This window comes from Acinetobacter sp. YH12131, from assembly GCF_013418635.1.
GTDB classification, from domain to species: domain Bacteria; phylum Pseudomonadota; class Gammaproteobacteria; order Pseudomonadales; family Moraxellaceae; genus Acinetobacter; species Acinetobacter towneri.
In genome coordinates, this window is the sequence record NZ_VPBQ01000004.1 from 1 (window position 1) to 26,368 (window position 26,368).

Sequence of the window (26,368 nt, forward strand, 5' to 3'; positions counted from 1 at the left end):
TTGTGCTGGCGACCATAGCAAGAGTGAACCACCTGATCCCTTCCCGAACTCAGAAGTGAAACCTCTTCGCGCTGATGGTAGTGTGGGGTTACCCATGTGAGAGTAAGTCATCGCCAGCTCATTATTCTAAACACCCTCAACTAGCGTTGAGGGTGTTTTTTTATGCAAGAGAGAAAATAAAGTTAGAAAAACAATAATAAATTGAATAGAACTTCTGATTAAAATCTTTATGTCTTTTGATAAATCTGTGCTATACCTAATAAAACGGCATAGAAATTGCTTATCAAAAACTTATATATTAAGTTGTTGAAAAACATAAATTTAAAAGAGTGGGTGAAAATGAAGTTATCGGTTGGATTAAAAGTTGCAAACTCCTTGTCACTGACACCGCAGTTACAACAAGCCATTCGTTTGCTTCAACTTTCGAGCTTGGAACTTGAACAAGAAGTTCAAATTCAGTTGGACAGTAATCCCTTATTAGAAAAAGTCGAAGAACAAAGTAGTGTCGAAAGTTTATCCACCTTAGAAGAGCAAGAGCATGATCAAAAGGATTTGACTAAAGAATTAAATGCAGATCATCTACCGAATGACTTGCCTGTCGATACAGACTGGGATGATGTGTACACTCATTTACCCACGAGCTTGGGCGCAGCAGAATATGAAGAGCGCGAGGATAATCGTCAGGGACATTTAGGTTTAAAAGAGCACATGATGCAACAAATCAATCTGTTGCATTTTTCTCAAGTCGAGCAGCTCATTGCCTACTGTATTGTCGATGCTTTGGATGACAATGGTTTCTTGGATTGTGAAATATCTGAAATCACTACATCTGTGCAACATTTATTGATCTCCATGGAATACGAAGATGAAGTTGAAGACGATGAAGTTTTGGTCGTTTTGAAACATATTCAGCGTTTAGAGCCGATTGGTATTGGTTCGCGTAATTTGGCGGAATGTTTATCTATTCAGCTTGAAAGTTTGGCTACAGATGTGCCTTATCGGCAGGAAGCACTGCAACTCTTGCAGCATTATGAGTTATTAATTTCGAATGATTTAGCCAAGTTAATTAAGCAAACGGGTTTAAGCGCAGATCAGCTACAGCATGCAGTGGCTTTATTAAAAACCTTGAAAGCGCATCCTGGTACAGCATTTGAAGATCAGGAGTCAGATTATCAAATTCCAGATGTAGTGGTCAGTAAAAAGCAGGACCATTGGCAGGTGCAGCTGAATCCTGATGTTGTACCGAAGCTTAGAATCAATTCATTTTATGCCAATATGATTAAACGCGCAGATCAAAGCGAAGACAATCAATATTTGCGCAATCAAATGTTGGATGCAAAAAACTTTATTAAAAGTGTCGATGAGCGTCATAAAACTTTATTAAAAGTCGCAACCTGCATTGTGCAACATCAACGTGAATTTTTAGAAATTGGTGCTGAAGGAATGAAACCGTTGATTTTGCGTGATGTTGCCGATGAGGTGGAGTTGCATGAATCTACAGTTTCACGGGTGACCACTAATAAATATATGTTAACTCCACGTGGTTTATTTGAATTGAAATATTTCTTTTCAAGTCATGTTGGAACAAGTTCAGGTGGAGAAGCATCCTCAACTGCGATTCGCGCCAAGATAAAAAAATTAATTGCAGAGGAAAATCCACGTAAACCTTTGTCAGACAACACAATTGCAAACCTTCTTAAGGAAGAGGGAATTGATGTAGCACGCCGAACAGTTGCGAAATATCGTGAGTCATTAAATATTCCGTCATCTTCTGAACGAAAAGTCTTGATCTAATTTTTAAAATCGGTCTATTCTAAGGATTCATTATGACCAAATAATGAATCTTTTTTGAAGGAATAGTTAGACATGATTTAAAGTGACCGCTACAGTGATCTGTTATTTGGCAATCAATCATGTGAACTATGCCTTCCTAATCCTAATGAAGGTGAGGGATAGAATTATGCAAATAACAATTCGTGGACATCACTTAGCTATCACCCCTGCAATTGAAGAAAATATTCGACTTAAATTTGCACAAATGACCAAACATCTGGATCAGGTCAATAGTATGCAGGTGAAATTAAGTAAAGATCATCAAATCGATAAACATTCTAAAAAAGGCAGCGCCAATCATATTGCAGAAGCAATTATTCGTTTACCTGGAACGGAGCTTTTTGCGCAGGCTAGTGCAGATGATATGTATACTTCAATTAAGATGATGACAGAAAAATTAAAACGTCAGTTAGAGAAACATCGGAAGATGCAGTTGGATTATCAGCCTTTAGCCATCTAGTTAAAATATGATTTAAAAAGAGGTTTTGGATAAACCTCTTTTTTTATTGCGATAATGTATAGGATTAATGAATTATTTTTTCTATTTATAGTAAAATGACAGGTTTTTACACCGTTGGTCCTATAAGAGGTCTTTGTGATGAATAGTGAACAGCTCACTGAAATTTTAAAAGCTGCTTTTCCAGAGGCTGAAGTTGCTGTAAGTGGGCAAGGCGGCAAGTTTGATCTTCGTATTGTAGATAATCAGTTTGAAGGTAAGCGTCCTGTTGCTCGTCAACAAGCAGTGTATGCACCATTGAATAGCTATATTGCCAGCGGTGAAGTTCATGCGGTTACAATTCGTGCAATGACACAAGAAGAATGGCGTAAAGCAAGCTTATTTGGAGCTTAATAATTTAATGGATAAATTTTTAATTCAGGGCGGTAATAAGCTCGAAGGTGAAGTGCGTATTTCTGGTGCAAAAAATGCAGCCTTGCCACTTCTTGCTGCAATGATTCTTGCAGAAACGCCAATTACATTGAAAAATGTTCCAAATTTAAAAGATGTAAATACCTTGGTGAAGTTGATCGCAGGCTTGGGCATTAAAATGTCTTATGAAGGCGATAAAGTCATTGCAGATACATCAACGTTGAACAACCAATTTGCACCTTATGAATTGGTAAAAACCATGCGTGCTTCTATTTTGGTGCTTGGCCCATTGGTCGCGCGCTATGGTAGTGCAAAAGTATCTTTGCCAGGTGGTTGTGCAATTGGTTCACGTCCTGTCGATCAGCATCTTAAAGCACTTGAAGCTTTAGGCGCAGAAATTGAAGTTGAAAATGGCTATGTGAATGCCAAAGTTAATGGTCGCCTTAAAGGTGGCGAAGTGGTCTTTGATATGGTCACTGTTGGCGGAACAGAAAACATTCTCATGGCTGCGGTATTGGCAGATGGTGTTACCACTATTCGTAATGCTGCACGTGAACCTGAAATTACCGACCTTGCGCAAATGCTCATCAAAATGGGCGCTAAAATTGAAGGTTTAGACACCGATACTTTAGTGGTTACAGGTGTTGAACACTTGCATGGTTGTGAGTATTCAGTAGTTGCTGACCGTATCGAAACAGGTTCTTATTTGGCTGCAGCTGCAATTACGGGCGGTAAAATCAGAACCACACATACCGATCCTGCCTTGCTAGAATCTGTGTTAGATAAGTTTGAAGAAATGGGTGCGGAAGTCACACGTGGCGATGACTGGATTGAACTGGACATGATGGGCAAGCGCCCTAAAGCCGTGAGTTTCAGAACTTTACCACATCCTGAATTTCCAACAGACATGCAAGCACAGTTAATGGCGGTGAATGCGATTGGACGCGGTTTTGCTACCATTTCGGAAACTATTTTTGAAAACCGTTTTATGCATGTCCCTGAGTTGTCACGTATGGGTGCCAATATTCAGGTAGAAGGCAATGATGCGGTGGTGACAGGAGTAGAAAAACTTTCTGCTGCACCTGTTATGGCAACCGATTTACGTGCCTCATTCTCGTTGGTGTTAGCAGCATTGGCGGCAGAAGGCGAAACATTGATTGACCGTATTTATCATATTGATCGCGGTTATGAAAATGTAGAACAAAAGTTACAAGGTTTAGGCGCCCAAATTAAGCGAGTAAATTGATGAATGACATGAGAAACGATGATCCAAATTTTGACGTCATGGGCAATTTTGATCATGGTTTAACTTTGGCATTAAGTAAGGGGCGAATTTTAAAAGAAACTTTGCCTTTATTGGAAACTGCGGGAATTAATTTACTGGAAGATCCAGATAAATCACGTAAGTTGATTTTTCCAACCACACATAAACAAGTGCGTATTTTAATTTTACGTGCCTCTGATGTACCAACTTATGTTGAAAATGGTGCGGCAGATATTGGGGTTGCGGGTAAAGACGTGCTGATGGAGCATGGCGCTCAAAATGTATATGAGCCGCTGGATCTGAAAATTGCCAATTGTAAATTAATGACTGCGGGCAAAGTTGGTATGCAGCGTCCAAAAGGTCGTTTAAAAATTGCCACTAAATATGTGAATTTGACCCGTCAATATTATGCCAGCTTAGGTGAGCAGGTTGATGTCATTAAACTCTATGGCTCAATGGAATTAGCACCATTGGTCGGTTTGGGTGATTACATTGTCGATGTGGTTGATACAGGTAATACTTTACGTGCCAACGGTTTAGAGCCGCTAGAAGAAATCTGTAAAGTATCTTCACGTTTAATTGTCAATAAAGCCAGTTTTAAGCGCAAGCAAGATTTGCTCAATCCAATTTTGGCACAACTTGAAAAAGCAGTGGTAGAACGCGAGTTGGCAAAACAATCTGCTTAACTTTGCATCCATCATCCTGCTTTCTCAAAAAACCGTCATTTAATGACGGTTTTTTTATGTCCACCCATGATTCTGTTCTTGAATGATTTTGAACGTGAATTTCCATCAAAACATACTGCTTTCGCCATGTATAGATTCCCACAAAGCCCTAGAAACAAGGTAAACTAAACTTTTCTATCAAACCTTGTGGGTAAATTGATGCGACGTTTATCGACTCAAGATCAAAGCTTTAAACAAGCCTTTGCAGACTTGTTGGCTTTTGAAACTGTCAGTGATCCTGAACTTTTAAAAACTGTAGATCAAATTATTGCTGATGTGCGTCAGCACGGTGATGCTCAGGTTCTTAAACTCACTCAACAGTTCGATCGACATCCAGCGCATCAATTTTCAGAACTTGAGTTAAGTCAGGAACAACTGAAAGCCGCATTTGATGCTTTAGATAACGAAGTTCGTGAAGCTTTGGAATTGGCTGCTGTACGTATTCGTGAATTTCACCAAGCGCAAAAGCAGGATGGCTGGACTTATGTTGATGCTTTGGGCAACACGCTTGGGCAAAAAGTCACGCCATTAGATCGCGTTGGTATTTATGTACCTGGTGGTTTGGCATCTTATCCATCTTCTGTGCTCATGAATGCCGTGCCTGCGCATGTTGCTGGTGTACCTGAAATTATTATGGTGGTACCTGCACCGAATGGTGAACTCAATCCATTGGTTTTGGCGGCTGCATATTTAGCAGGGGTGACTCGTGTATTTACCATTGGCGGAGCGCAAGCTGTTGCTGCATTGGCTTATGGTACAGAAACCATCCCATCGGTAGATAAAATTACGGGGCCAGGTAACCGCTTTGTGGCGGCTGCAAAACGTGCTGTATTTGGTCAGGTTGGCATTGATATGATTGCTGGGCCATCCGAAATTTTGGTTTATGCCGAAGGTGAAAATAATCCTGAATGGTTGGCGATGGATTTACTTTCCCAAGCCGAGCACGACACGGTTGCACAATCTATTTTTATTACACCAGATGCGCAATTGCTGAATCAGGTTGAACAAGCGATTGAACAGCACTTGGCGAATTTGCCTAAAGCTGAAATTGCCCGCACTTCTATTGCAAATCGTGGTGCATTGATCTTAGTCAAAGATCGTCAAGAGGCGATTGAATTGATCAACCAAGTTGCGCCCGAACACTTGGAGTTGTGTATGCATGATCCACAAGTGATGGCAGAAGAAATTCGTCATGCGGGTGCGATCTTTATGGGGCGCTATACACCAGAAGCGATTGGTGATTATTGTGCAGGGCCAAACCACGTATTACCAACGTCGGGTACAGCACGTTTTTCATCGCCATTGGGTGTTTACGATTTCCAAAAACGCTCAAGTCTGATTATGTGTTCAGCTGAGGGCGTGAAAAGTTTGGCGAAAACCGCTGATATTTTAGCGAAGCAGGAAAATCTGGATGCGCATGCACGATCAGCACGTTATCGTTATCAATCATAAATAGCATTACAACCTCTCCCCGACCCTCTCCTAATAAAGAGAGGGGAATTTAAACCACACAAATTTTGTGTCTTTAGTAATGAAAATTCCTCTCCCTTTGGGAGAGGTTAGGAGAGGGTTTAAAGAGAATACAAAATGAATATCACAGCAGAACAAATGCGTTTTTGGAGCCCTGAAGTACGTGAGCTAGAGCCTTATGTACCGGGTGAGCAGCCAAAAATTCAAAATTTATTAAAATTGAATACCAATGAAAACCCGTATCCACCTTCGCCTAAAGTGGTGGAAGCGGTGCAAAAGGTTTTAGAAAACTCGGCAGATGCACTGCGTTTATATCCAGATCCAGATGCGTCTGAGCTTAAGCAAGCCATTGCGAAACAGCAAAATGTAGCTGTTGGAAATGTCTTTGTTGGCAATGGTTCAGATGAAGTCCTTGCACATATTTTTAAGGCTTTTTTTGTTCAGGAACAGCCGTTACTGTATCCGGATATCACCTATAGTTTTTACCCTGTATATAGTCAATTTTTTGGGGTAAAAACTAAAATTTTGCCTTTAAATGATGATTTTGAAATTGTGGTTGATGATTATAAGCAAGCCAATGGCGGCATCATCATCGCCAATCCGAATGCACCGACCAGTATTGCTTTGGGTTTAAGCGCGATTGAAGAAATTTTACAGGCCAATCCAAATTCAGTGGTAGTGATTGATGAGGCTTATGTCGATTTTGGTGCAGAGTCTGCAGTAAAATTGGTAGAAAAGTACGATAATCTTGTGGTGTGTCAAACCACATCTAAATCACGTTCTTTGGCAGGTTTACGTGTTGGTTTTGCGATTGCGCAACCGCATTTAATTGCCGCACTGGAAGCCGTGAAAAATAGTTTTAACTCCTATCCAATGGATCGTTTTGCCATTGCAGCAGCGGTGGCATCTTTTCAAGATCAGGCGTATTTTGAAGCACAATGCCAAAAAGTTATTGCAAGCCGTGAGAAATTGGTGACGGATTTAACGAGCTTGGGCTTTAAGATATTGCCATCACAGGCCAACTTTATTTTTGCATCACATCCTCAACAGGATGCGGGTGAATTAGCTGCAGCATTACGTGAACGCGGTATTATTGTGCGTTATTTTAATAAACCACGCATCAATCAATATTTGCGCATTACGGTTGGTACAGATGATCAAAATCAACGCTTAGTAGATACTTTAAAATACGATATTTTGGCTTAATTGTTAAAATATCGTAGAGGCGAGTGAAGCATTGAATTCACTCGCTTTTTTTGTTTTTGCGACATGCTATTGCGCAGGTTTGTACCAGCGGTTCAATAAGTCCAACATCGCTGAAACCTTGTCAAAACATTCTTGATATTCTGCTTCACAAACAGATGCAATCGTGACGCCACCACCAGCCCATAATGAAACATCTTGCTGATATTTCTGAATAGAACGGATCAGGATATTCCAAGAACCCGTTCCATCGGCATCAAAATAACCCATAGAGCCGCAATAGGCGCCACGTGCTGCACCTTCGAGTTCATCTATAATTTGCATGGCACGAATTTTCGGTGCGCCTGTAATTGACCCACCTGGCAAGGCAGACATCAACACATCAAAAGGATTCATCTCGGCTTTTAGTGTTGCGGTCACTTCACTGACCATGTGATGCACTTGGTTAAAAGACTCAATATTGAATAACTTTGGCGTTTTGACGCTGCCAGTTTCGGCATAAACACTTAAATCATTACGTAATAAATCCACAATCATCACATTTTCAGCCTGATCTTTTTCAGACTCACTTAATTGTTGTTTCGATTGTCGGTCTAATTCAGGATCGCCATAACGTGGCATCGTGCCCTTAATGGGTTTTGTGGTAATTTTTCGATTTTCCTCAAAATCGATAAAGAGTTCGGGCGAACAACTTAAAATTTCAAAATCACCAATACGTAAATAACCTGCATAAGGTGCATTGGTCAGTTGCCAAAACTGAGCTGCAGTCTCTAAAAGTTGACCTTGAGCCTCAGCGCTAAACTCTTGCGTAAGATTAATTTGATAACAATCTCCTGCCACTATATAGTCTTGAACATGTTGAAAGGCGCGTTGGTAATCTGTGAAATTCCAGCGTGCTTGACACTTTTGGCTTAATTGGAACTGTTCAATTATGGTTGATTGAGTATATAAATTTAAAATAAAATCAAAGATTTGAGTAGCAGCATCGTCTGAACTATAAAAATACCAGCCATCAGTTTCTTGCTGTAAATAGCTTTTAAATTGACCTAAAAAAACACTTGGTTGGGCGCGGGATTGCATATTGATGTGTTGCTGTGCTGCTGCATCATACGAAACAAACCCCATTACACTGCAAAATGGGGCGGTGTCAGCATCTTCTAAAGCACCGAGATGAGCTGTTAAATCTAATTGAGTTGGACTTAATTCATATTGATCCAATGCCGTTTTTTGAAAGTAAAAATGTTGATGGTTTTGCTGCACACAATAGCGTTCAGCCAAAAAAGCAATACGTGCCTTTCCATTATTTTGCAAATAAATACAATGTGAAAGTGCTGCCAAAGCTTGCAAAATTCTTGCAGCCTCATATTCAGGTTCACAGAATAATTTTTTAAAATGAGTAGGATAGGACATAAAGCGTAAACAGCTGAGAGATTTTAAAAGGCTATTTTACATGATTGCAGCAGATAAAAAGCAAATAACCGTTTGTCGGTTAGATGTGGATTGCGACCAACAGCAGTTGAACAAAAAATAACTCAGATATACCTTTGTATGTGCAAACCGGCTACTCAAGGAATGTGTGTCAGTGTTGTCCTCATCAAATAAAAACACAATCACTGGCACTGAGTGGTAAAACCAAAAAAATAATACTCTCGGGAGAGTAACAAGATGAAAAAATTTACTAAACTTGCTTTGGTATCATCAATCGCGTTAACAACAAATGCAATGGCAATGCAGGCAATGGACGATACTGCATTAAGCGCAACTACTGGTCAAGATGGTTTAAGCATCGGGATTGGTATTTCTAAAATCGAAATCGAAAAACTTTTAATCCATGATAATGATGGTTTACGTGTTGATGCTACCACTCCAGGTAAAGCTGGTGCGATTGTAATTAAAGGCAATGGTATTGCTGGAGATGCAAACGAAGAGCATGGTATTGTGATTGGTGCAAACTACGATGATAACGGCAATTACTTGTTAGCTTCTCGTAACTTAGCAGACTTGGTTATTGATACGGATGCAGGTACAAGTGCTACAGGTGGTGCATTTATTAATGTTGCGGCTCAAGTATCTGGTTTAGATATCAAGATTGGTGAAATTGGTGTATCTGCATCAAATGCTGAAAATACAAGTACAACCTCTATCCGCCGTGGTAATGATGATAAGAACTATAATGCAATTTTATCAGGCTTGGAGATCAAAACTGGTAAAATGGATGCCAACATCCAATTAGGCGCAGCGCCACAAGGTGCAATGGTTAAATTGAATACCAAAATGATTGGTGGTTTAGAAATTAAAAACTTAGGTATTTTGGATAACTCAACTAAAGGCAAAGCAGTTGGTTCTGTAAATGTTGGTGGCAATCCAACAGCTGTGAAAACGAAGGAAGCGGGTGAAATCTTTATTGAAAGCATTAAAATTGCAGATGCAGATAGTAAAGATTTGACCCTAAATCAAGATATCCAAGTATTTAATGATGCTTATGTTGGCGATAGTACTACTCTTGGTAAGGCGGCGCATATTCGCATTGTAAGCAATGACACTGGTGCCAAAGACCAATATATTAAAGGTATTCATTTAGGTAGTCGTACTGCTGCTTCTATTGGTGATATGGAAGTTCAAGGACTTCAAACTTACTATAGTACTTCTCAGGGTAGCTATACCAAAGGTGCTATTATCACTATTTCTGGTCACTAATTTAAAAACTGAAAAAGCGCGTGAATTCACGCGCTTTTTTTTACAAATAAACTGATGAGTTCGCAAAAAAATAAAGAAAGCTCTTTTTTTTTTCTATAAAACGAGTATCTTTCTAAATACAAGGAAGTAGAGTGAAAACTCTAAAATAAAAATATTAGGCAGGTATTGCCGAGAACTAAAAAGTAAAAATATATGTTAGAGATCGCTTTGGGCTCGGCATTGATCTATTACGCTGCCACACAAGCCTTTGATTTAAAAGAACAGCATCCTGAAACTGTGCGTTACACAGAAACTTTGGATTCTAGAAATAATTCCTTTACCCGTATGCACAGAGAGCCTGTGCAAATTAAACCTGCTTTAGAAGATCAATTTCGCGGAATTGTGCGCCAAGCCTATGACTACAGTTGTGGTTCTGCAGCTTTAACAACCTTGCTGAATGGTTATGTAGGAACACAATTAAACGAGCAACAAACCATGAGTGGCTTGCTGCGTTATGGAGAATACGACCGAATTATTGAACGTCGTAGTTTTTCGCTATTGGATATGAAGCGCTTTGTCGCAGCTTTGGGCATGGAAAGTGGTGGATATCGCGGGGAGTTTTCGGATTTAGTGAAACAAGGACAGCCTGCAATTGTGCCGATTTCCTATGCAGGTTTTAAACATTTTGTGGTGTATAAGGCATATAAAAATGGACGTGTCTATGTGGCAGACCCTGCATTAGGCAATATCAGTTTCGATGAAGAACGCTTTAAAGAAGTTTGGGAGAATAACACCTTATTTCTAATTAATGTCGCACCGCAAAATCGTCAAACTATGTTGGCATTACAAGAAAAAGACTTGCGTCATGTGGAAGACGCAACAGTGAATCGTTATGCCTTTGTTGATATTCAATATCCACAATTTGCGATGGAAAAAATAGCCGATAAAGCATCGACAATACGTCTAGAGCGTAATGTAAATAAAGATTCTGAAAATTACGGACAGTACGAGCATCGTTTTTTAAGACTCTACTACAAAAACAAATAATCAGTTGTTCACGAAATACAAAAATAAAAAATGGAAGGGGTAAATCATGGATCGTAAATGGATGAATAAAACCTTATTGGCTCTCAGTATTCAAATGGTATTTGGGGTGGCTTATGCCGCAGAGGAGTCGCAATTAGGGGAATATGAAACCACAACTGAACAGGCAGAAGTATCAGATACAGCAGCATCCACTGCAGATACAAGTGCTGAAACAAATAGTGCGGTTGTCGCTGCAAATGGTGCACAAGCAGCATCATCTGCTTTGCAACAGCAAGAGGGCGACGCAACCAAAGAGGCGAATTTAGAGGAAGTGTTTACCTCGAATGAGCGTCAATATTCCCTTATGAGACAAGGTGAAATTTCATCTTATTATGATATTGATTATACCTATCATCGTGATACGCAGCTCGACCTTGAAATGGCTCAAGGTCAGTTGTATCAGCTTCGTGTGCAAGAAAATGCGTCCCACGCATTAACTAACACCTTCACCGCACAATATGGTTTGCGTGACAATTTAACTTTATCTGCTTCTGTACCATTGGTTGCAAAGTCAGACTTGTTAAAAGATGCCACGGCAGCAGGCTTGGGGGATATTTCTTTAGGTGCACGTTGGGAGCCATTCCCATTAAAAGCAGGGCGTTTACCTTTAATTTTATTCGCAAATTTATCGACCAAAACAGGTGATAGTCCTTACGAAATTAACCCTGTCAAAGATTTGGCCACAGGGAAAGGCTATTACTCGGTCGGTTTTGGGGCAAGTACCCGTAAATATATTGATCCTGTGGTCTTGTTTGCCTCAGCATCTGCCAACTATGGTTTAAAAGAAAGCGGCTTGAATCAAATTCGTGGTAGCCGTATTATTGAAGAGTTTGAGCCAGGTATTAGTGGTGGTTTTGCTTTTGGTTTTGCTTATTCGTTTAACTACGATGTGTCGATGACCATGTCCTATCAGCAAAGCTTTAATACAGGTTCGGAGTTTACTTATCATACGGGTGAAAGCTATTCACCTGCAGACCAGACCAGTTCGACTTTGGCTATTTCATTAGGCGTTCGCGTTTCACCTGAAACCATTGTGAATGGTACGGTAGGAATCGGTCTGACCGAAGACGCGCCAGACGTATCACTTGGTTTGTCATTCCCACTGGATATTCTCGGTTTCGGTAAAAAAATTCGCTAAGAGGCTAGTCGCATGAAAATGATACGACTTCGCCCGTTAGTGACTGCAATTATACTGTCGGGCTGTTCAGGGGCTGCTTTTGCGCAGCTTGGACAAAACTTATCTGTCGATATTCGTTCTTTGACTATGGGGAATGCGGTCACTGCAGATCCTCCTGGTATTAGTGCGATTCACTTTAACCCTGCTGCACTGACCAAAATTGAAGGTTTGCAAACAGATGTGCAAGGGGTATTGGCACATTTTGATGTACAGCGTGAGCTTTCTGTTCCAGCAGGTTATGACGTATTTGGTTATTCTGATGACCCTGTGGTGTGTAACGATGGGCCAGAAATTTTGGCCGATTTTTGTACCGATTTTAAAGGTACAGTACAAGCCGATGTAGAATATCCAACGCTGTATGTCCCGATTCTGAAAAAATTTGTCGATTTGGGTAAAGGCATGCCACTGGCAGCGCCAACCAACGGTATTGCCTATAATCCACCAGGTTCCAAAGTGACCTTTGCCACCGCATTATATGCGCCGTTGATTGCGGGCTTTGGTGCCGAAAATGGTAACCCTGGTAACTTTATGGGACAACAGGTTGCCTTAGAGCGTATTACTTATCTTTCTCCATCTATCGCCTATCAAGTCAATGATGAATTGTCAGTCGGTGCGTCAATAGGGATGTCTTACCAAGCCATCGCCATGAATACCGATTTACGCTTCCCGAATGAACTGATCGGGATGTTACGTATGGTGGATGAAGTGGTCTGTACGCCATTTAAAGAAAACGCCAATATCATCACCGATATTTTGTTGCTCGGGATTTGTAATGCCGAAGAAGGCATGAATCCATTTTCCCGTTTTGGGCAAATGCAACTGGCGGTTGAGCAAAGTTTAAGCCCGAGTTATAACTTGGGTATTTTGTGGGAACCGACAGAAGATTTTAGCTTTGGTATGGTGTATCAGAGTGCAGCTAAAATGCGCTTGAAGGGCAAATATCATATTGATAACTCGAAAGCACCGCGTGAGTTAATTAATGGTTTGATGTCTTCACCAACAGGGCAGATTTTAGCGGCAATTTTAGGTTTCCCAAGTTATATTCCAGCCAGTGAGTCTGGTTTGGTTTCTATGGATTTTGAATATCCTGCGCACTTTCAAGCGGGGATAAAATATAAAGTCATGCCTGATTTACAAGTCAATTTTGATGTGGGCTGGACTGACTATAAAGCATGGGATAAATTCAAATTCGAGTTTGACCGTCAAATCTCGGCATTAAAAATTGCAAAATTGCTTTCGGAGCATGTGTCTGATGACAGTTTAGCTTTGCCATTAGAGTTTAAGTCACCGTGGAACTGGGGTGTTGGCATCGAATATTCAGCCACAGACCGTTTAAAACTGCGTGCGGGTTATGAACCACGTGGTAGTGCGATTCCTGACAATAAACGTAACACTATGGTACCAATTAATAATGCACGTTTATTCGGTCTGGGTGTGGGATATCGTTTTGATGCAGATACAGACCTTGATTTATCCATCGGCTTTTTACAAAGTAAGGATAAAATTCCAGCCAATACCAGTAGCTTAGCCAATAAGGAAGGTGTGAATAACCTGCTGTTAAACCCTTATGCGGGTTTGAATGTGAAAACGGATACAAAAATTACAATTCTTGGATTGAGTTATAGAACACGATGGTAAGTTCAGTACGGAAAATAAAACGGACTTTATTTTCAAAGTCGATACTCACACTGATTTTCAGTATGGGATCGGTGTGTTACGCGAATCAGTTTTACACCATTATTGGACCAGATGGTCGTCCAATTGTGGTGCAGCGTAATGCTGCAGAAAAAAAGCAAACGATACAGGCGTTGGAAACCGCACAACAGCAAAAGCAAGTCCAACAAAAGCAACTACAAGAAAACCAACAACAAGACCAGTTTAAGCAAGACAAGGTGTATCAAGTACAGCAGATAACTGCTCAAACATCCGTTCAGGTATCTAAAAATATTTCTGTTCAGGCGAGCAAGCAACTGAATCAGTCTAAGCCGAATATCTCAGAACAATCCGCTATGTCACAAAATCAGGCTAGTCAAAGCAAAGAGAACTCATCATTGCGTGCATCACACACTGAGCCAAATGCAGCGCAGCAAGAAATTTCCAGTGCGGAATCTGTTCATCAAACAGGATTGGCAAAAGAAGCAGCGATCAACAAAGTCGCGGTAAAACCATCTGTACTAGAGGATTTACAACAGCTTCCTCAGCAATTTGCGATTGATCCATCCACAGTGTCTGTCTCTAAAAAAACACCAGATCAAGCATCGCATACATCTGCCCAACAAACGGGTTTTATGGAGATGGCGGGTGAACAGTATGTTAAAAGTGAGTATTTGGAAGATCAGGAGTTTAATTTAGAAGGAAAAAAACGCTTTTACAGTATGCCAGAAGGCATGATTGACACAAAAAATGGCGGCGGTACTCGCATGCAAGTGGTCGAACGTGAACGTGGTGTAAGCCGTTCCATTCTCAATAAATTATTTAAAAAGCAATCGGTTGCTGAACCTCAAGCCATTGTTTTGGCTGCAGACTATTATCGTGTTAATCAAGCTGAAGCAATTGAGGGTTTGGGGCAGCAATGTTTTGCTGAAAGCAAAAAAAATAAAGCTAAAACCTTAAAAGCACAACAAGATTTAAATTTGTGGCCTAGAGCTCCCTTAACCGAAAAATTTGATTATGAATTGGTGAAGTTAGAAGGCAATATTCAAAATATTCAAATCAACTCTTATGCCATGAAGCAAAATCAACCGACCTTTTATTGGCCGTTTGTGGTTTTTCTGGATCAAAAAGGCTGTGTGATTGAAGGTGCAGGTGGTTTTAGAAATCAGGATACTGCAGGCAATGTCTTACGACACGAGGTAATAGAAGGTATGCTGCAACTTCCAAAAAATAGCCACTATGTATTATTAACGCCATTGGCTTCTGCAGTGGATATGGAACATCGCGCGCTCAGTAACCAAGGGCAATTAAAACTCATTGCGATACGCTAACAACAATAAGAGAATTCAGGATGAAAACAAGACATATTTTACCTTTTGCAACGACAGCATTGATGGCGGCCTTGAGTGGTTGTGGTGGAGAAAGTGCCAATATTAATCCAGAGCCTAATGCTGTGGCGTATATCAACGGGAGTTGTGCCAGTACAGCAAAAAACTGCGTGGAATTTGCATTGGATTATCCTGTGGATGGTTTGAATTTTACCTGTAGCAGTGATACCAGTAAAACCTACATCACCATGATTGAGCCGAAAAGTAATGCGGCAACAGGTAAATGTAGTGAAGGAGATAAAGTCCACTTCTTTATTCAGGAAAAGACCAATCAATATATTGATTTAGGGACAGTATCATTGTCTGATATTGGAATGGTCAGTACTGCAGGTGCGGGTTATCCACGTTTAAGTGTGTTAGATATGGCACGTGGATTAACAGGACGCCAAGCAACGAGTTTAAGTAGTAGTGACGAAACGATACAGGTCGCGACTGCAATTGTACGCTTGCTACAAGCACTTTCTGTTGAAGGTGGAGGAACCATTGCAGGTGATATTCAGCCTTTAACGATTACGACACTCAAAAAAGAACAATTGGCAAATATTGCTGAGTCCGTTGAGGTTGGTGACTATCGTTCAGGGGCTTATGCCAGTATTTTACGCCCGTGGGTAGATGTGTCACAGGTATCTCAAGATGATGCTTATCAAGCATTAAACACCTTGGTTTACATGAATAACTCGGCATCTTATCAAGCTAACTATCCAATTTTAGCCAAAGAAGATTCACAATTACCACAAGGTTTATATGGCTGTAATTTGGCAGACTGTAAATCTACGGTCGCAGATTTGAAACACCTCATTGGGCAATATCAACTAATCACAGACCGTTCTGGATATACCTTCGGTTATGGTATGCAATGGAAAGGTGCGGTGTCTGCGAACACGACTAACCCAATTTTAACGGTGAGTGGTGAATTGATTCGTAAAGTGCGTCCTGAGCGTATGGTTGCAGCAGCACAAACCACATGGGTCAACCCATTGAATAAACGTATTCAGGAGCCATTCCATTTTAGTGTGAATGACAATACGGCTGATGATTTTAAAATTACCCAAGGTAAGGTGTTTAATGATTATTTAATTGCGGGCACGGAAGGTTTTTATAAATTATTGACCAAATCTACAACAGCGAATCCTGCAGATTATGGTCAATGGCAACAAACTATAGGCACTGATCAGTTCAAAGGTTCTTTTGATGCCTATAAATTCTTTTCTGTGAACTTTTTGGATAATCGCGTTTTTAAAACCCAAAAAAATGTACCTTTAGGCAGTCGCTATATTTTCCCAATTTATGCAACCTTGACCTTTAATTTTGATGGCGGAACGACGACAGATAGCATCAAATTAGGTGTTGTTTTAGATGAAGATGGCAATATTCGTACAGATATAGCACCAAATCCCACAGAAACCGATATGTCTGGTCAGTGTGCAGCAATTCGTCAGTCTGGTGCTGAATATGTTGATACAAATGGTGTGCAGCAATACCGTATAGGTGTGTTAGGTGCAACCGATATCGACAATAAAGCAGTTACTTTGCGTATGATTTTGGCCAATCCAATATTTCATAAACTTGATGGCGCAGTCATTGGTTTGAATACCAAAATTGAAGCGGTTGAAGGTGGAAATGGTCAAGTGGTGGGCGGTGCACGTGCCAATATTGGCAATTTAGTTGCAGCCAACTCTACACGTATTACATTGTCTGATTTCAATGGCTCAACAGTGAAGTGGAGCAATATTTATCATGCGCAACTTGCAACTTACGTGGCTCAAAACCCAGCTTTAGCAACTGATGCAGATAAAGCTTTGGTGAAAGCCCAAGGTGGAGCTGTAAGTCTAGATGTTGCCGAATGTTATAACCCAGATAAAGTGCGTATTTAGCATTAATTTCCTATGATATAGAGATGAAAATAGCTCACTACTCAGTGGGCTATTTATTATTCAGATTTTAGCTTGATTCAAATGAACATCATGTGGGGTTTTTAACCCGTATGATCGGTACGTGAACCTAAGGTTTCTAAGTGGGTCGTGAAATGGTTGTTTTTTCGATCTGCAAAGTAGTGTTGTAAAGTACGTTCTACACTTGGGAAAGCCAATTCAGACCACGGAATTTCATCTTCACTAAACAAGCGTGATTCGATGGTTTCTTCACCTGCACCAAATTGACCATTCAACAATTGAGCTTTGAACAGCACATAAATTTGCCCAATCCGTGGAATGTTATACATGCAATAAAGTTGTTCGATTTCAATTTCCGCTTCGGCTTCTTCGCGGGTTTCACGGGCAGAACCTTGCTCCATGGTTTCAAACATTTCCATATAGCCTGCGGGTAAAGTCCACAAACCATAGCGTGGTTCAATTGCACGACGACACAACAATACTTTATTTTCCCAAACGACCAATGCCCCACAAATGACTTTTGGATTGACATAGTGAATATTGCCACATGCGCTACACACTTGACGTAATTGCTGATCGCCAAGCGGAATTTTCGTTGTTGTTTTTTGTCCACAATTTCCACAAAAGTTCATAGTGATCGTCATTGTTGAAGGGAGTTCTCAGAATAACTGAAAATTTCAACTTTGGCATCCTCTCTATCTATTGCCCACCTATTTCAGCTATGATGAAAACTTAGACAAGGAGAATTATAAGGCATGATTGATCATTCGCTCACGCATCTATTACAGCAACGTTTGCGCTTTTCTAAAACGTTCATGGAAGCGCATGCAGCGGTATTGATTGCCATTACCGACGAGTCTGATCCAAAGGTATTGCTAACCCGCCGTTCTACCTTACTCAATAATCACGCGGGTGAGGTGTCTTTCCCTGGTGGCAAACGCGATCCGCAAGATACCAGTAATATTGTGGTGGCATTGCGTGAAGCGCAGGAAGAAACCGCATTAAATCCATTTGAAGTGCAGTTGATTGGTGACTTGCCAATGCAAAAAGCCCGTAATGGAATGTTGGTTAAGCCTGTGGTGGGGCTGATTCCTCCAAAAGTAGAATTAATTCCACAACCTTCAGAAATTGATCGGATCTTTTTTGCCTCTTTGCAGCATTTAATGGAAGCGCCACCAACGCCGTATGAAGTGAGCTTTGCACAACAAAAATTATATTTTCCGAGTATGCAGGTTGAAGATGAAGTGGTTTGGGGCTTAACAGCGCGGATGTTGGTGTCTTTATTTGAATATGGTTTGGATTATCGTAAAGAATGGCCGTTTTTGTTAAATTCACCAACATTTAAGAAATAGAAAAATTTTGATGTGAAGATAGGAAGGAACCATGTTGTATAAATTTAAAGGATATGCCCCGAAAGCAATGCAGCAACCGTGGGATGGTTGGGTGGCGGATAATGCCACGGTCATTGGTCAGGTTGAGTTGGGACAGAAAGTTAGTATTTGGTTTGGGGCTGTGGTACGTGCCGATAACAGTAAAATCAAATTGGGTAATTTTAGCAATGTTCAGGAAAATGCTGTATTGCACACCGATGCAGGCATTGAAATGCAGATTGGTGATTATGTGACTATTGGACATCAGGCGATGTTACATGGTTGTACCGTGGGCGATAACAGTCTGATTGGCATTAATGCAGTGGTACTGAATCATGCGGTGATTGGTAAAAACTGTATTATTGGCGCGAATGCTTTAATTCCTGAAGGGAAAGTGATTCCCGATAATTCTGTGGTGATGGGTTCTCCCGGTAAAGTGGTTAAGATTTTGGATGAGTCTGCAGAAGCACGTTTAAAAATGAGTGCGCTGCACTATGCTGAACATTTTCAGCATTTTGTAAACCTAGAGCCTGCAACACTCTAAAATTGAATTTGCATCGTTTAGTCAAACGCATATTTTCGCTGTAATTACATAGAAATTTATACTCAGGAATTGCAATCTAAGGGATGTAAATCCTCGCGTGAATTTCAGGAGTGGAGTATCATAACGCCAATTTTTGATATTTACTCCTTGAAGGTTGTGCATGAAATTGCTGGCATTGGAAACTGCCAATGAGCAGTGTTCCGTTTCGATTGTAGATGAAACACAGGAACTCTTTTTTCAATTAGATGCGCGAGCAAAAGCACAAACGCAAACCATCTTACCGATGATTGAGCAAGGCTTTGCTGAAACTCAAATTAGTACGGCTGATCTGACTGCAATTGCCTTTAGCCGTGGCCCGGGTTCTTTTAGCGGTGTGCGAATTAATGCGGCAGTCACGCAAGCTTTGGCGTGGGCGCATGATGTGCCTGTAATTCCTGTATCGACTTTGCAGGCATTGGCGCAGGCGGCTTATCGTCTTGAAGGATTAACTGCGGTTACGGCTGTGTTGGATGCACGCATGAATGAGGTGTATATCGCCAGTTTTGAGCTAGATGCACAAGGGATTATGCAGGCGGTTGATCAGGAACAATTATTGAATTATAGCGATGCTATACAGACGGTACGCTTTCAATTGGTCGGTTCTGGTGCAGGTCTGATTGATCAAGAACAAATACAATACAAAGGCTTAAGTGCAAGCGCACAAGATATTGCTACTATTGCACGCGTCTGTGCACAGCAACAGCAATGGGTCAGCGCAGAACAAGCATTGCCTGTCTATTTACGTGACAATGCTTGGAAAAAAATTCCAGAACAAGGCAAGGCATAATTAGGGTTATTTATGGATCTTTTACTGCTGCTCAAAGCGGCAATTATGGGTATTGTAGAAGGGATTACCGAATTTCTACCCATTTCTAGCACAGGACATTTGATTCTCGCTGCAGAGCTGATGGACTTTTGGACCAAAGAAAAAAGTGATGTATTTGTGATTGCCATTCAAATGGGAGCAATTGCAGCGGTCATTTATGAATACTGGACACGTCTATGGGGCGCAGCCACAGGTATGTTTACTGGCGAAGAAAAAGGTCGACGCTTGGGCTTTGGTCTGATCATGGCATCTATTCCAATTATTTTGATTGGATTGGCCTTTGGGCAGACTGTAAAAGAATTACTCTTTAATGATGTTGCCGTGGCGATAGGTTTGATTATTGGTGGCTTTATCATTATGTGGATTGAAAAACATCCACCGCAAGTACGTGCCCATGAGGTTGAAGACCTAACTTATCGAGATGCTATTTGGATTGGTCTAATTCAGGTATTGTCGCTGATTCCGGGGACTTCGCGTTCAGGTGCAACCATCATTGGTGCGATGTTCTTGGGTGTATCGCGAAAAGCAGCAACTGAGTTTTCCTTCTTTTTGGGAATTCCTGTCATTATTGGCGCAGGCTTGCTCGACTTATATCAAAGCTATGATGTATTCCAAACTACTGAAGATTGGACCGTACTCAGCTTCGGGATCATCGTCTCTTTTGTTTCCGCACTTTTGCTGATCCGTGCATTGGTGGCTTATGTGGCGAAACGTGATTTTATGATTTTTGCTTGGTATCGTATTGCTTCAGGTTTAATCATTTTATTGTTCGCATTCACAGGCTGGAAACTATGGTAAGCGAACTTCGCTTATACACCGAAGCCGAGTGGCTCACTCAAGCACAGCATTATTCTGCTGTGCTTTTGTCTAGAGGTGTGCAAACGCGCATTGAAACAGTAGAAAAACTCAATGCGCGTTTTTTGCGTTTGAACCCTGAATTGGCATTGTGTGTAGATGCTGAAGGGTTGTGGTTGTGTGCCAATGGCATGAAAATGCAACCCGATTGGAAAGCTGAAGTTGGGCGATTGAAACGTGCCTCTTTAAAATCGGAAATGATTGCTCGTGCCTGTAATTTGTCGGAAAAACCAAGCCTAATTGATGCTACGGCAGGATTAGGACACGACAGCTTACTCATGGCACACTTGGGTGCTCAGGTCACGTTGTTGGAGCGTCATCCTATTCTTTTTACTTTGTTGGAGGATGCTAAACGCCAAGCCGCAGATGATCCTTTTTTAGCAAGTGTTGTTGCCCGTATCCAGTTGGTTTTTACAGATTCAGCAGATTATTTACGCAACTGCGCAGCGCAGGGCAAAGTGGTTGATGTGGTGTATTTAGATCCGATGTTTCCGCAGCGAGATCAACATCAACAGGCGCAGAAAAAGCAGGCACAAGTCAAAAAACAAATGCAGTTATTACATTTGCTGTTACCTGAAGATGGCGAAATGGATTTAGGTGATCATTTACTGGGTTTGGCACAGCAAATTGCCAAACGTGTTGTGGTGAAGCGCCCACGTTTGGCTGTATTTTTGGCGGGGCAGGAAACCACACATCAATGGCAGGGTGATGCTTGCCGATTTGATGCTTATTTCCAAGCAAATTTGAACAACGGGTAGATTTCTACCACTAAAGCAGTGGCAAGACGTTCAATGCTTCTATAATGAGCAAAGATTTGTTATATAGTTAAAATTGACAATTGATAATTACGACGACAAGCATAAACTTGGAGTGTGGAAACGCGAGCTGCGATTAACAGAATCCTATGATTGACTTCAAACCCTCCATTAATTTTTGGCACGATTTTAAAAGCAACCAAGCCGCGGGTGTTTGGTTATTTTTGGGTTCGCGACGCTCTTTGCAAATTATTCGTCCCTCTATCTTACAACTGATTTTTTGGGGGATTTTAGGTGGCCTTGCCAATACCTTATTCAGTTGGTTGGTCGCAGGAGAAGTGGGCGAATTTAACCCACAGGGTTTGGTCAGTTATGCCTTATGGCCTTTTATTGCTTTAATTGTCGGAATCATTCTTTCTCAGCGTGTCAATAACCCGCGTTTATTGTTAGTACCTGCTTTGTTGTGGTTGGTATTAGATACTCACGTTGCTTTATTGCAAAGCTTGATTCAATACATGGGCATGATGGATGTCTTGCCGTATGTGTTATATGACTATTTACCTACCATTTTTATGGTGCTGTTTGTTTGGCAAAGTTTGGCAGTAGTGTGGGTGTTTTCACGTGAGCTGCATTGGCCGTGGTGGGAACGTGCGCTGATTGTTTTAGCGACCTTATTCACTTTGGTGGTTTGGCAAATGTCAGTGATAAGTCAGCCCATTTGGAAGGTAGAAGAAGTTCCACCAAGTCTAAGCGAAGAAGCTTTTTATGCACAAAGTCGTGTACTCAATAAAGCTTTAGACAGTATTCAATATGGGGAATTTGCTCAATCGCATTGGTACTTTTTAGGGGTTGCAGGGGCGAGTTATCAAGACGTATTTATGTCTGAAATAGAACGGATTCGTGAACAGTTTGATACTCGTTTTGGTACTTTTGGGCGTTCGATGGTGTTAATTAATAACCCAATGACCCGCAATGTAATTCCAATTGCTTCACAAACTAGTATTGAATTAGCGCTGCGCCGTATTGGACAACGCATGAACCGTGAAAGTGATGTGCTGTTTTTATATATGACCTCACACGGTTTAAAAGATCATTTTGAAATTGAAAATGCACCACTTGACTTAAATCAGGTCGATCCGAAATGGTTACGCGATACTTTGGATAAATCGGGTATTCGTTGGCGTGTGATCGTCATTTCAGCCTGTTATTCAGGTGGCTTTGTATCCGCCTTGCAAGATGATAATACCTTGGTGATTACTGCATCGGCAGCAGATCGTGAGTCGTTTGGTTGTTCAAACGAAGCTGATTATACTTATTTTGGTCGTGCCTTTTTTGATCAGGCTATGCGTGAACAAAACTCTTTTGCTAATGCTTTTAATGAAGCCAAAGTGACTGTGGCGAAATGGGAGCAAGCGCAAGGTTTTGAACCTTCAGAGCCACAATGGGCGATGGGTAAAAATATGGAATTGATGTTGCCACAATTAGAGCAGCGTTTGTTTCCACAAAAAAATGTTGCAACATCGGCTGAAATTCAATTGAGTGCACAATCTGTTCAATAAGCCAAAGAGGAGAGGGTGATGGAGTTAATTCAGAACAACCGCTGTTTTGAGGGTGAGCAACGGATTTATCGTTTTCATTCAAATGCTTTACAGACTGAAACTCAGTTTGGCATTTTTTTACCAGAACAAGCTTTGGCGGGGCAGGCGTGTCCTGCGGTATTTTATTTGGCGGGTTTAACGTGTAACGAAGAAACCTTTGCGATTAAAGCACATGCGCAGCACATGGCAGCACAATTGGGACTAATTTTGGTTAGTCCAGATACTTCACCACGTGGTGAAGCTGTTGCGAAAGGCGACCATTGGGATATTGGACAGGGTGCAGGTTTCTATATCAATGCGACACAAGCACCGTGGGCGGCACATTATCAAATGGAAACGTTTGTAGCCGATGAGCTTTATCAGTTGGTATTGCAACAGTTCCCAATTCAGGCACAGCACGTTGGCATTATGGGGCACAGTATGGGCGGTCATGGTGCATTGACCCTCGCGTTTAAATATCCTGAAAAATTTAAATCCGTGTCTGCTTTTGCTCCGATTTGTGCGCCAAGCCAATGCCCGTGGGGTGAAAAAGCATTTTCTAATTATTTAGGTACAGATCAGCAAGTATGGTTACAGCACGATGCGACTGCTTTGGTGCAGGTCAAAGGTGCATTGTTCAGTGAAATTTTGATTGATCAGGGATTGAAAGATCAATTTTATAGTCAGCTCAATCCTGCATTATTTCAGCAAGCTTGCGATGCGGTTGGGCAAAAATTGAGTTTGCGGGAACATGCAGGCTATGATCATGGCTATTATTTCATTCAAAGCTTTATAGATCAGCATTTGCAATTCCATGCGGTACAATTGCAAGCGGACTAAGCCAAGTACTCAATTTTACGCATTGATTTTTAAACTTTTCTAGGCAAGTTGTTCACTTTTTATTAGAATGGTGAACACTTGCTTTTTTACCATTTGGAAAGATTGCTCATTTGGGTTTGAGTGTCTGGGTAAAATAACGACCGCACAATAAAATAAATAAGGCATCACATGCACAATTCAGAATGGGATTCACCACAACAAGCAATGCCATCTTCCCCCTTTTTTGCAGCGGAGCCTACGACGCCACCCGCACGGAATCCATTACTTGGACGGATTCATCATTTTCAGTTTCATGGTAGTGCCTCAGAGTATTTTGGTATTTGGATTGTCAATATTTTGTTGATGATCGTGACCTTTGGGCTGTATGCACCGTGGGCAAAAGTACGTCGTTTGCGCTACTTTTATGGCAATACCGAATTAATCAAACGTCGTTTTGATTTCACGGGCATCCCACATAAAATTTTATTGGGACGTTTAATTGCTATTGGAATTTATGTTGCGATCTCGGTGATTTCCAATTATTCAGTCAAAGCAATGGTCATTGGCGTGGTGGCTTTATATTTGGCTGTGCCGTGGTTGATTCGAGCAACCATTCGTTTTAAGGCGCGAAATAGTAAATTTGGCAATGCCCGTTTTTATTTTTCAGGCAGTAACAAAGAAGCCTATTGGGTATTTCTAAAATGTATCGTAATTAATTTGTTTACTTTGGGCTTATTTTTTCCTGTGTTGGTGTGGATGTATAAGCGTTATTGCCTAGACCATTTATATGCAGGACAGCTTAAATTTAAGCTGAAAGCAGATTGGCCAGCATATATGCGCGCGATGTACATACCTGTTTTTTTGTTCTTTGGCATTTTGCTTGCAGTCGGGATGATGTTGGCTTTGGCAGGACAGTTGAGTCGTAATCCTGCGCAGTTGATTTGGTTATTTGTAGCGGTTTATCTGTTGGGGTTGTTTTTAATTTGGCCATTAATGTCGGCGCGAATTTTTATCACTACATGGAACAATACCAGTATCAGTCGTAGTGAATTTCAGACCGATTGTGGGCAGTGGCACTATACTTGGATTGTGGTGACCAATTGGATTGTGAAAGTCCTGAGTTTGGGTTTAATGACTCCATGGGCAGCTATTCGTTTATATCGCTATCAGGTTGAGTCTTTAAGTCTACATTTAAAAAATGATCCAGATTTGATGATCAATCAACTGCAAGCTGAACATAGCGCACTAGCAGAAGAAATCAGTGATATTTTTGATATTGATGTATCGCTGTAAGGTAGGAGATGAAGATGGCGGCACAGATCGTGGATGTGGTGTTTTATGATGGTGTGGTGTCTAAACCATGGGCAGCTAAAATCTCTCCTATAGATGCTCAGTCGGTATTTATTCGTTATGGTGAAAATTTAGAGCAACAGCGGCGCTATCATTATCAAGACATGATGTTGGTGGGGGCACTAGGTAAAATTCAACCTGTCATTGAACTCAAAGATGATGCGCGTATTGAATTTTCCCAAGCCTTGCCTGAGTGGTTTCAACTGCGAAATAAACAGGTGCAGCATTCCATCTGGAAATTGGAACGCACGCCAAGTCTGATAGTATTTAGTCTGGTTTTTGTGTCGTTGATGGTATTTGTCACAGTGCAATGGGGCATCCCAAGTGCATCAAAATACGTTGCCTTTCAATTGCCTGCGAACACCTTAAATCAAATTGGTGATGAAGCAGAGCGTTATATTTTAGATATGACAGCGCCAAGTCAATTGCCCGCAGTACGTCAGCAGAAAATTTTGGCAGATTATCGCAAGCTCATTGCAGGAGACACGCCTGCTAAAGTGCTGTTTCGACAAGGTGATCGCTTAGGCGCGAATGCTTTGGCAATTCCGAATAACACTATTATTTTGACCGATGAATTGGTGGAATTGGCGCAGAATGATCAGGAAATCATTGGCGTGTTGGCACATGAACAAGGGCATTTGGTAGAACGACACAGCTTGCAACAGGCTTTATCGAGCTTAGGGTTTAGTATTATTTTGCTCGCGATTACAGGAGATGGTACAGATTTAGTTTCGACCTTGCCTGTGGCGCTCGTGGGGGCAAATTATTCACGTAATTTTGAATCTGAAGCAGATTATTATGCTTTAAATACGATGCATGCTCAGGGCATTCCAACCATTCATTTTGCCCATTTTCTGGAGCGTTTGGCAGAAGATGCAGGTGAAGACACCGCCAAAAGCCCTTTGGATTTTTTGCAAAGCCATCCTGCAACACAAAAACGTATTCAAGCGGTTAAGGATTTTGAACAAACGCAGCGTTTAGCGCCTTAACATGAAACA

At 41.1% G+C, this 26,368-nt stretch carries 24 protein-coding genes and 1 rRNA gene; 23 read left to right on the forward strand and 2 right to left on the reverse strand.

Translation table 11 applies throughout. From position 1 onward, the window contains the following. The first annotated feature begins 4 nt into the window (after nucleotides 1–4). From rrf to hisC, 8 genes are all read left to right on the forward strand, one after another. Nucleotides 5–119, forward strand: a 5S ribosomal RNA gene (rrf, locus tag FTU66_RS04280). A 220-nt stretch (nucleotides 120–339) separates the two neighbouring features. Continuing rightward, nucleotides 340–1,794: an RNA polymerase factor sigma-54 gene (locus tag FTU66_RS04285; RefSeq protein WP_154320393.1), complete on the forward strand. Its 1,455-nt coding sequence runs from the start codon at nucleotides 340–342 to the stop codon at nucleotides 1,792–1,794. Nucleotides 1,795–1,960: 166 nt separating this feature from the next. Further along, nucleotides 1,961–2,293, forward strand: coding sequence for a ribosome hibernation-promoting factor, HPF/YfiA family (hpf, locus tag FTU66_RS04290; protein ID WP_004975196.1), 333 nt, complete (start codon nucleotides 1,961–1,963; stop codon nucleotides 2,291–2,293). Between the two features lie 138 nt (nucleotides 2,294–2,431). After that, nucleotides 2,432–2,683, forward strand: coding sequence for a BolA family iron metabolism protein IbaG (ibaG, locus tag FTU66_RS04295; protein WP_004975198.1), 252 nt, complete (start codon nucleotides 2,432–2,434; stop codon nucleotides 2,681–2,683). Nucleotides 2,684–2,690: 7 nt separating this feature from the next. After that, nucleotides 2,691–3,947, forward strand: coding sequence for a UDP-N-acetylglucosamine 1-carboxyvinyltransferase (murA, locus tag FTU66_RS04300; RefSeq protein WP_180112366.1), 1,257 nt, complete (start codon nucleotides 2,691–2,693; stop codon nucleotides 3,945–3,947). Continuing rightward, nucleotides 3,947–4,651 (forward strand): ATP phosphoribosyltransferase, encoded by a 705-nt coding sequence (gene hisG / locus FTU66_RS04305; RefSeq protein ID WP_167846233.1) that lies wholly within the window; start codon nucleotides 3,947–3,949, stop codon nucleotides 4,649–4,651. The genes murA and hisG overlap by 1 nt, the downstream gene beginning before the upstream one ends. A gap of 186 nt (nucleotides 4,652–4,837) precedes the next feature. Beyond that, entirely contained in the window at nucleotides 4,838–6,142 is a 1,305-nt protein-coding gene (gene hisD, locus FTU66_RS04310; protein WP_180112367.1) for a histidinol dehydrogenase, read from the forward strand. Nucleotides 6,143–6,277: 135 nt separating this feature from the next. Further along, nucleotides 6,278–7,366, forward strand: a complete 1,089-nt coding sequence (hisC, locus tag FTU66_RS04315) for a histidinol-phosphate transaminase (protein ID WP_180112368.1) — start codon at nucleotides 6,278–6,280, stop codon at nucleotides 7,364–7,366. Nucleotides 7,367–7,432: 66 nt separating this feature from the next. On the opposite strand, the gene pabB is transcribed toward hisC, so the two are convergent. Continuing rightward, the gene (gene pabB, locus FTU66_RS04320; protein ID WP_180112369.1) at nucleotides 7,433–8,773 is read right to left on the reverse strand and encodes an aminodeoxychorismate synthase component I; all 1,341 of its coding nucleotides are present in this window, start codon (nucleotides 8,771–8,773) and stop codon (nucleotides 7,433–7,435) included. 255 nt (nucleotides 8,774–9,028) lie between these two features. Between pabB and FTU66_RS04325 the strand changes: the two genes are divergently transcribed. The 6 genes from FTU66_RS04325 (at nucleotide 9,029) to FTU66_RS04350 (ending at nucleotide 17,217) form a co-directional block, all read left to right on the forward strand. Next, nucleotides 9,029–10,060 carry a DUF6160 family protein gene (locus FTU66_RS04325; protein WP_180112370.1) on the forward strand — a complete coding sequence of 344 codons (1,032 nt, stop codon included), beginning with the start codon at nucleotides 9,029–9,031 and terminating at the stop codon, nucleotides 10,058–10,060. A 192-nt stretch (nucleotides 10,061–10,252) separates the two neighbouring features. Beyond that, the gene (locus FTU66_RS04330) at nucleotides 10,253–11,086 is read left to right on the forward strand and encodes a C39 family peptidase (RefSeq protein WP_096902113.1); all 834 of its coding nucleotides are present in this window, start codon (nucleotides 10,253–10,255) and stop codon (nucleotides 11,084–11,086) included. 46 nt (nucleotides 11,087–11,132) lie between these two features. Then, nucleotides 11,133–12,263: a hypothetical protein gene (locus tag FTU66_RS04335; protein WP_180112371.1), complete on the forward strand. Its 1,131-nt coding sequence runs from the start codon at nucleotides 11,133–11,135 to the stop codon at nucleotides 12,261–12,263. Between the two features lie 12 nt (nucleotides 12,264–12,275). Next, nucleotides 12,276–13,940, forward strand: coding sequence for an OmpP1/FadL family transporter (locus FTU66_RS04340; protein ID WP_070154334.1), 1,665 nt, complete (start codon nucleotides 12,276–12,278; stop codon nucleotides 13,938–13,940). Beyond that, a complete protein-coding gene (filE, locus tag FTU66_RS04345; protein ID WP_180112372.1) occupies nucleotides 13,934–15,286 on the forward strand; it encodes a putative pilus assembly protein FilE in 1,353 nt (450 codons plus the stop codon). Before FTU66_RS04340 ends, filE begins: the two co-directional genes overlap by 7 nt. Before the next feature lie 20 nt (nucleotides 15,287–15,306). Further along, nucleotides 15,307–17,217 carry a flagellar protein FilF gene (locus tag FTU66_RS04350; protein ID WP_180112373.1) on the forward strand — a complete coding sequence of 637 codons (1,911 nt, stop codon included), beginning with the start codon at nucleotides 15,307–15,309 and terminating at the stop codon, nucleotides 17,215–17,217. A 101-nt stretch (nucleotides 17,218–17,318) separates the two neighbouring features. Here the strand turns inward: FTU66_RS04350 and FTU66_RS04355 are convergent, their stop codons facing one another. Further along, on the reverse strand, nucleotides 17,319–17,867 hold the full coding sequence (locus FTU66_RS04355) for an NUDIX hydrolase (protein ID WP_026438436.1): 549 nt from the start codon (nucleotides 17,865–17,867) through the stop codon (nucleotides 17,319–17,321). Between the two features lie 123 nt (nucleotides 17,868–17,990). Between FTU66_RS04355 and FTU66_RS04360 the strand changes: the two genes are divergently transcribed. The 9 genes from FTU66_RS04360 to FTU66_RS04400 all read left to right on the forward strand — a co-directional run bounded on the left by FTU66_RS04360 (nucleotide 17,991) and on the right by FTU66_RS04400 (nucleotide 26,359). Further along, nucleotides 17,991–18,587 carry a CoA pyrophosphatase gene (locus FTU66_RS04360; protein ID WP_004975226.1) on the forward strand — a complete coding sequence of 199 codons (597 nt, stop codon included), beginning with the start codon at nucleotides 17,991–17,993 and terminating at the stop codon, nucleotides 18,585–18,587. 31 nt (nucleotides 18,588–18,618) lie between these two features. After that, nucleotides 18,619–19,149, forward strand: coding sequence for a gamma carbonic anhydrase family protein (locus FTU66_RS04365; RefSeq protein ID WP_180112374.1), 531 nt, complete (start codon nucleotides 18,619–18,621; stop codon nucleotides 19,147–19,149). Nucleotides 19,150–19,309: 160 nt separating this feature from the next. Beyond that, entirely contained in the window at nucleotides 19,310–19,975 is a 666-nt protein-coding gene (tsaB, locus tag FTU66_RS04370; protein WP_180112375.1) for a tRNA (adenosine(37)-N6)-threonylcarbamoyltransferase complex dimerization subunit type 1 TsaB, read from the forward strand. 12 nt (nucleotides 19,976–19,987) lie between these two features. Next, entirely contained in the window at nucleotides 19,988–20,812 is an 825-nt protein-coding gene (locus FTU66_RS04375; RefSeq protein WP_004975233.1) for an undecaprenyl-diphosphate phosphatase, read from the forward strand. Further along, complete coding sequence (locus FTU66_RS04380; RefSeq protein WP_179993981.1) at nucleotides 20,806–21,627, forward strand: class I SAM-dependent methyltransferase; 822 nt, start codon at nucleotides 20,806–20,808, stop codon at nucleotides 21,625–21,627. The genes FTU66_RS04375 and FTU66_RS04380 overlap by 7 nt, the downstream gene beginning before the upstream one ends. Nucleotides 21,628–21,773: 146 nt before the next feature. After that, complete coding sequence (locus tag FTU66_RS04385; protein ID WP_180112376.1) at nucleotides 21,774–23,183, forward strand: C13 family peptidase; 1,410 nt, start codon at nucleotides 21,774–21,776, stop codon at nucleotides 23,181–23,183. An 18-nt stretch (nucleotides 23,184–23,201) separates the two neighbouring features. Then, nucleotides 23,202–24,041 (forward strand): S-formylglutathione hydrolase, encoded by an 840-nt coding sequence (fghA, locus tag FTU66_RS04390; RefSeq protein WP_180112377.1) that lies wholly within the window; start codon nucleotides 23,202–23,204, stop codon nucleotides 24,039–24,041. 168 nt (nucleotides 24,042–24,209) lie between these two features. Next, the gene (locus FTU66_RS04395) at nucleotides 24,210–25,313 is read left to right on the forward strand and encodes a YjgN family protein (protein WP_180112378.1); all 1,104 of its coding nucleotides are present in this window, start codon (nucleotides 24,210–24,212) and stop codon (nucleotides 25,311–25,313) included. A gap of 14 nt (nucleotides 25,314–25,327) precedes the next feature. After that, nucleotides 25,328–26,359: a M48 family metallopeptidase gene (locus FTU66_RS04400; RefSeq protein ID WP_180112379.1), complete on the forward strand. Its 1,032-nt coding sequence runs from the start codon at nucleotides 25,328–25,330 to the stop codon at nucleotides 26,357–26,359. Nucleotides 26,360–26,368: the final 9 nt, after the last annotated feature.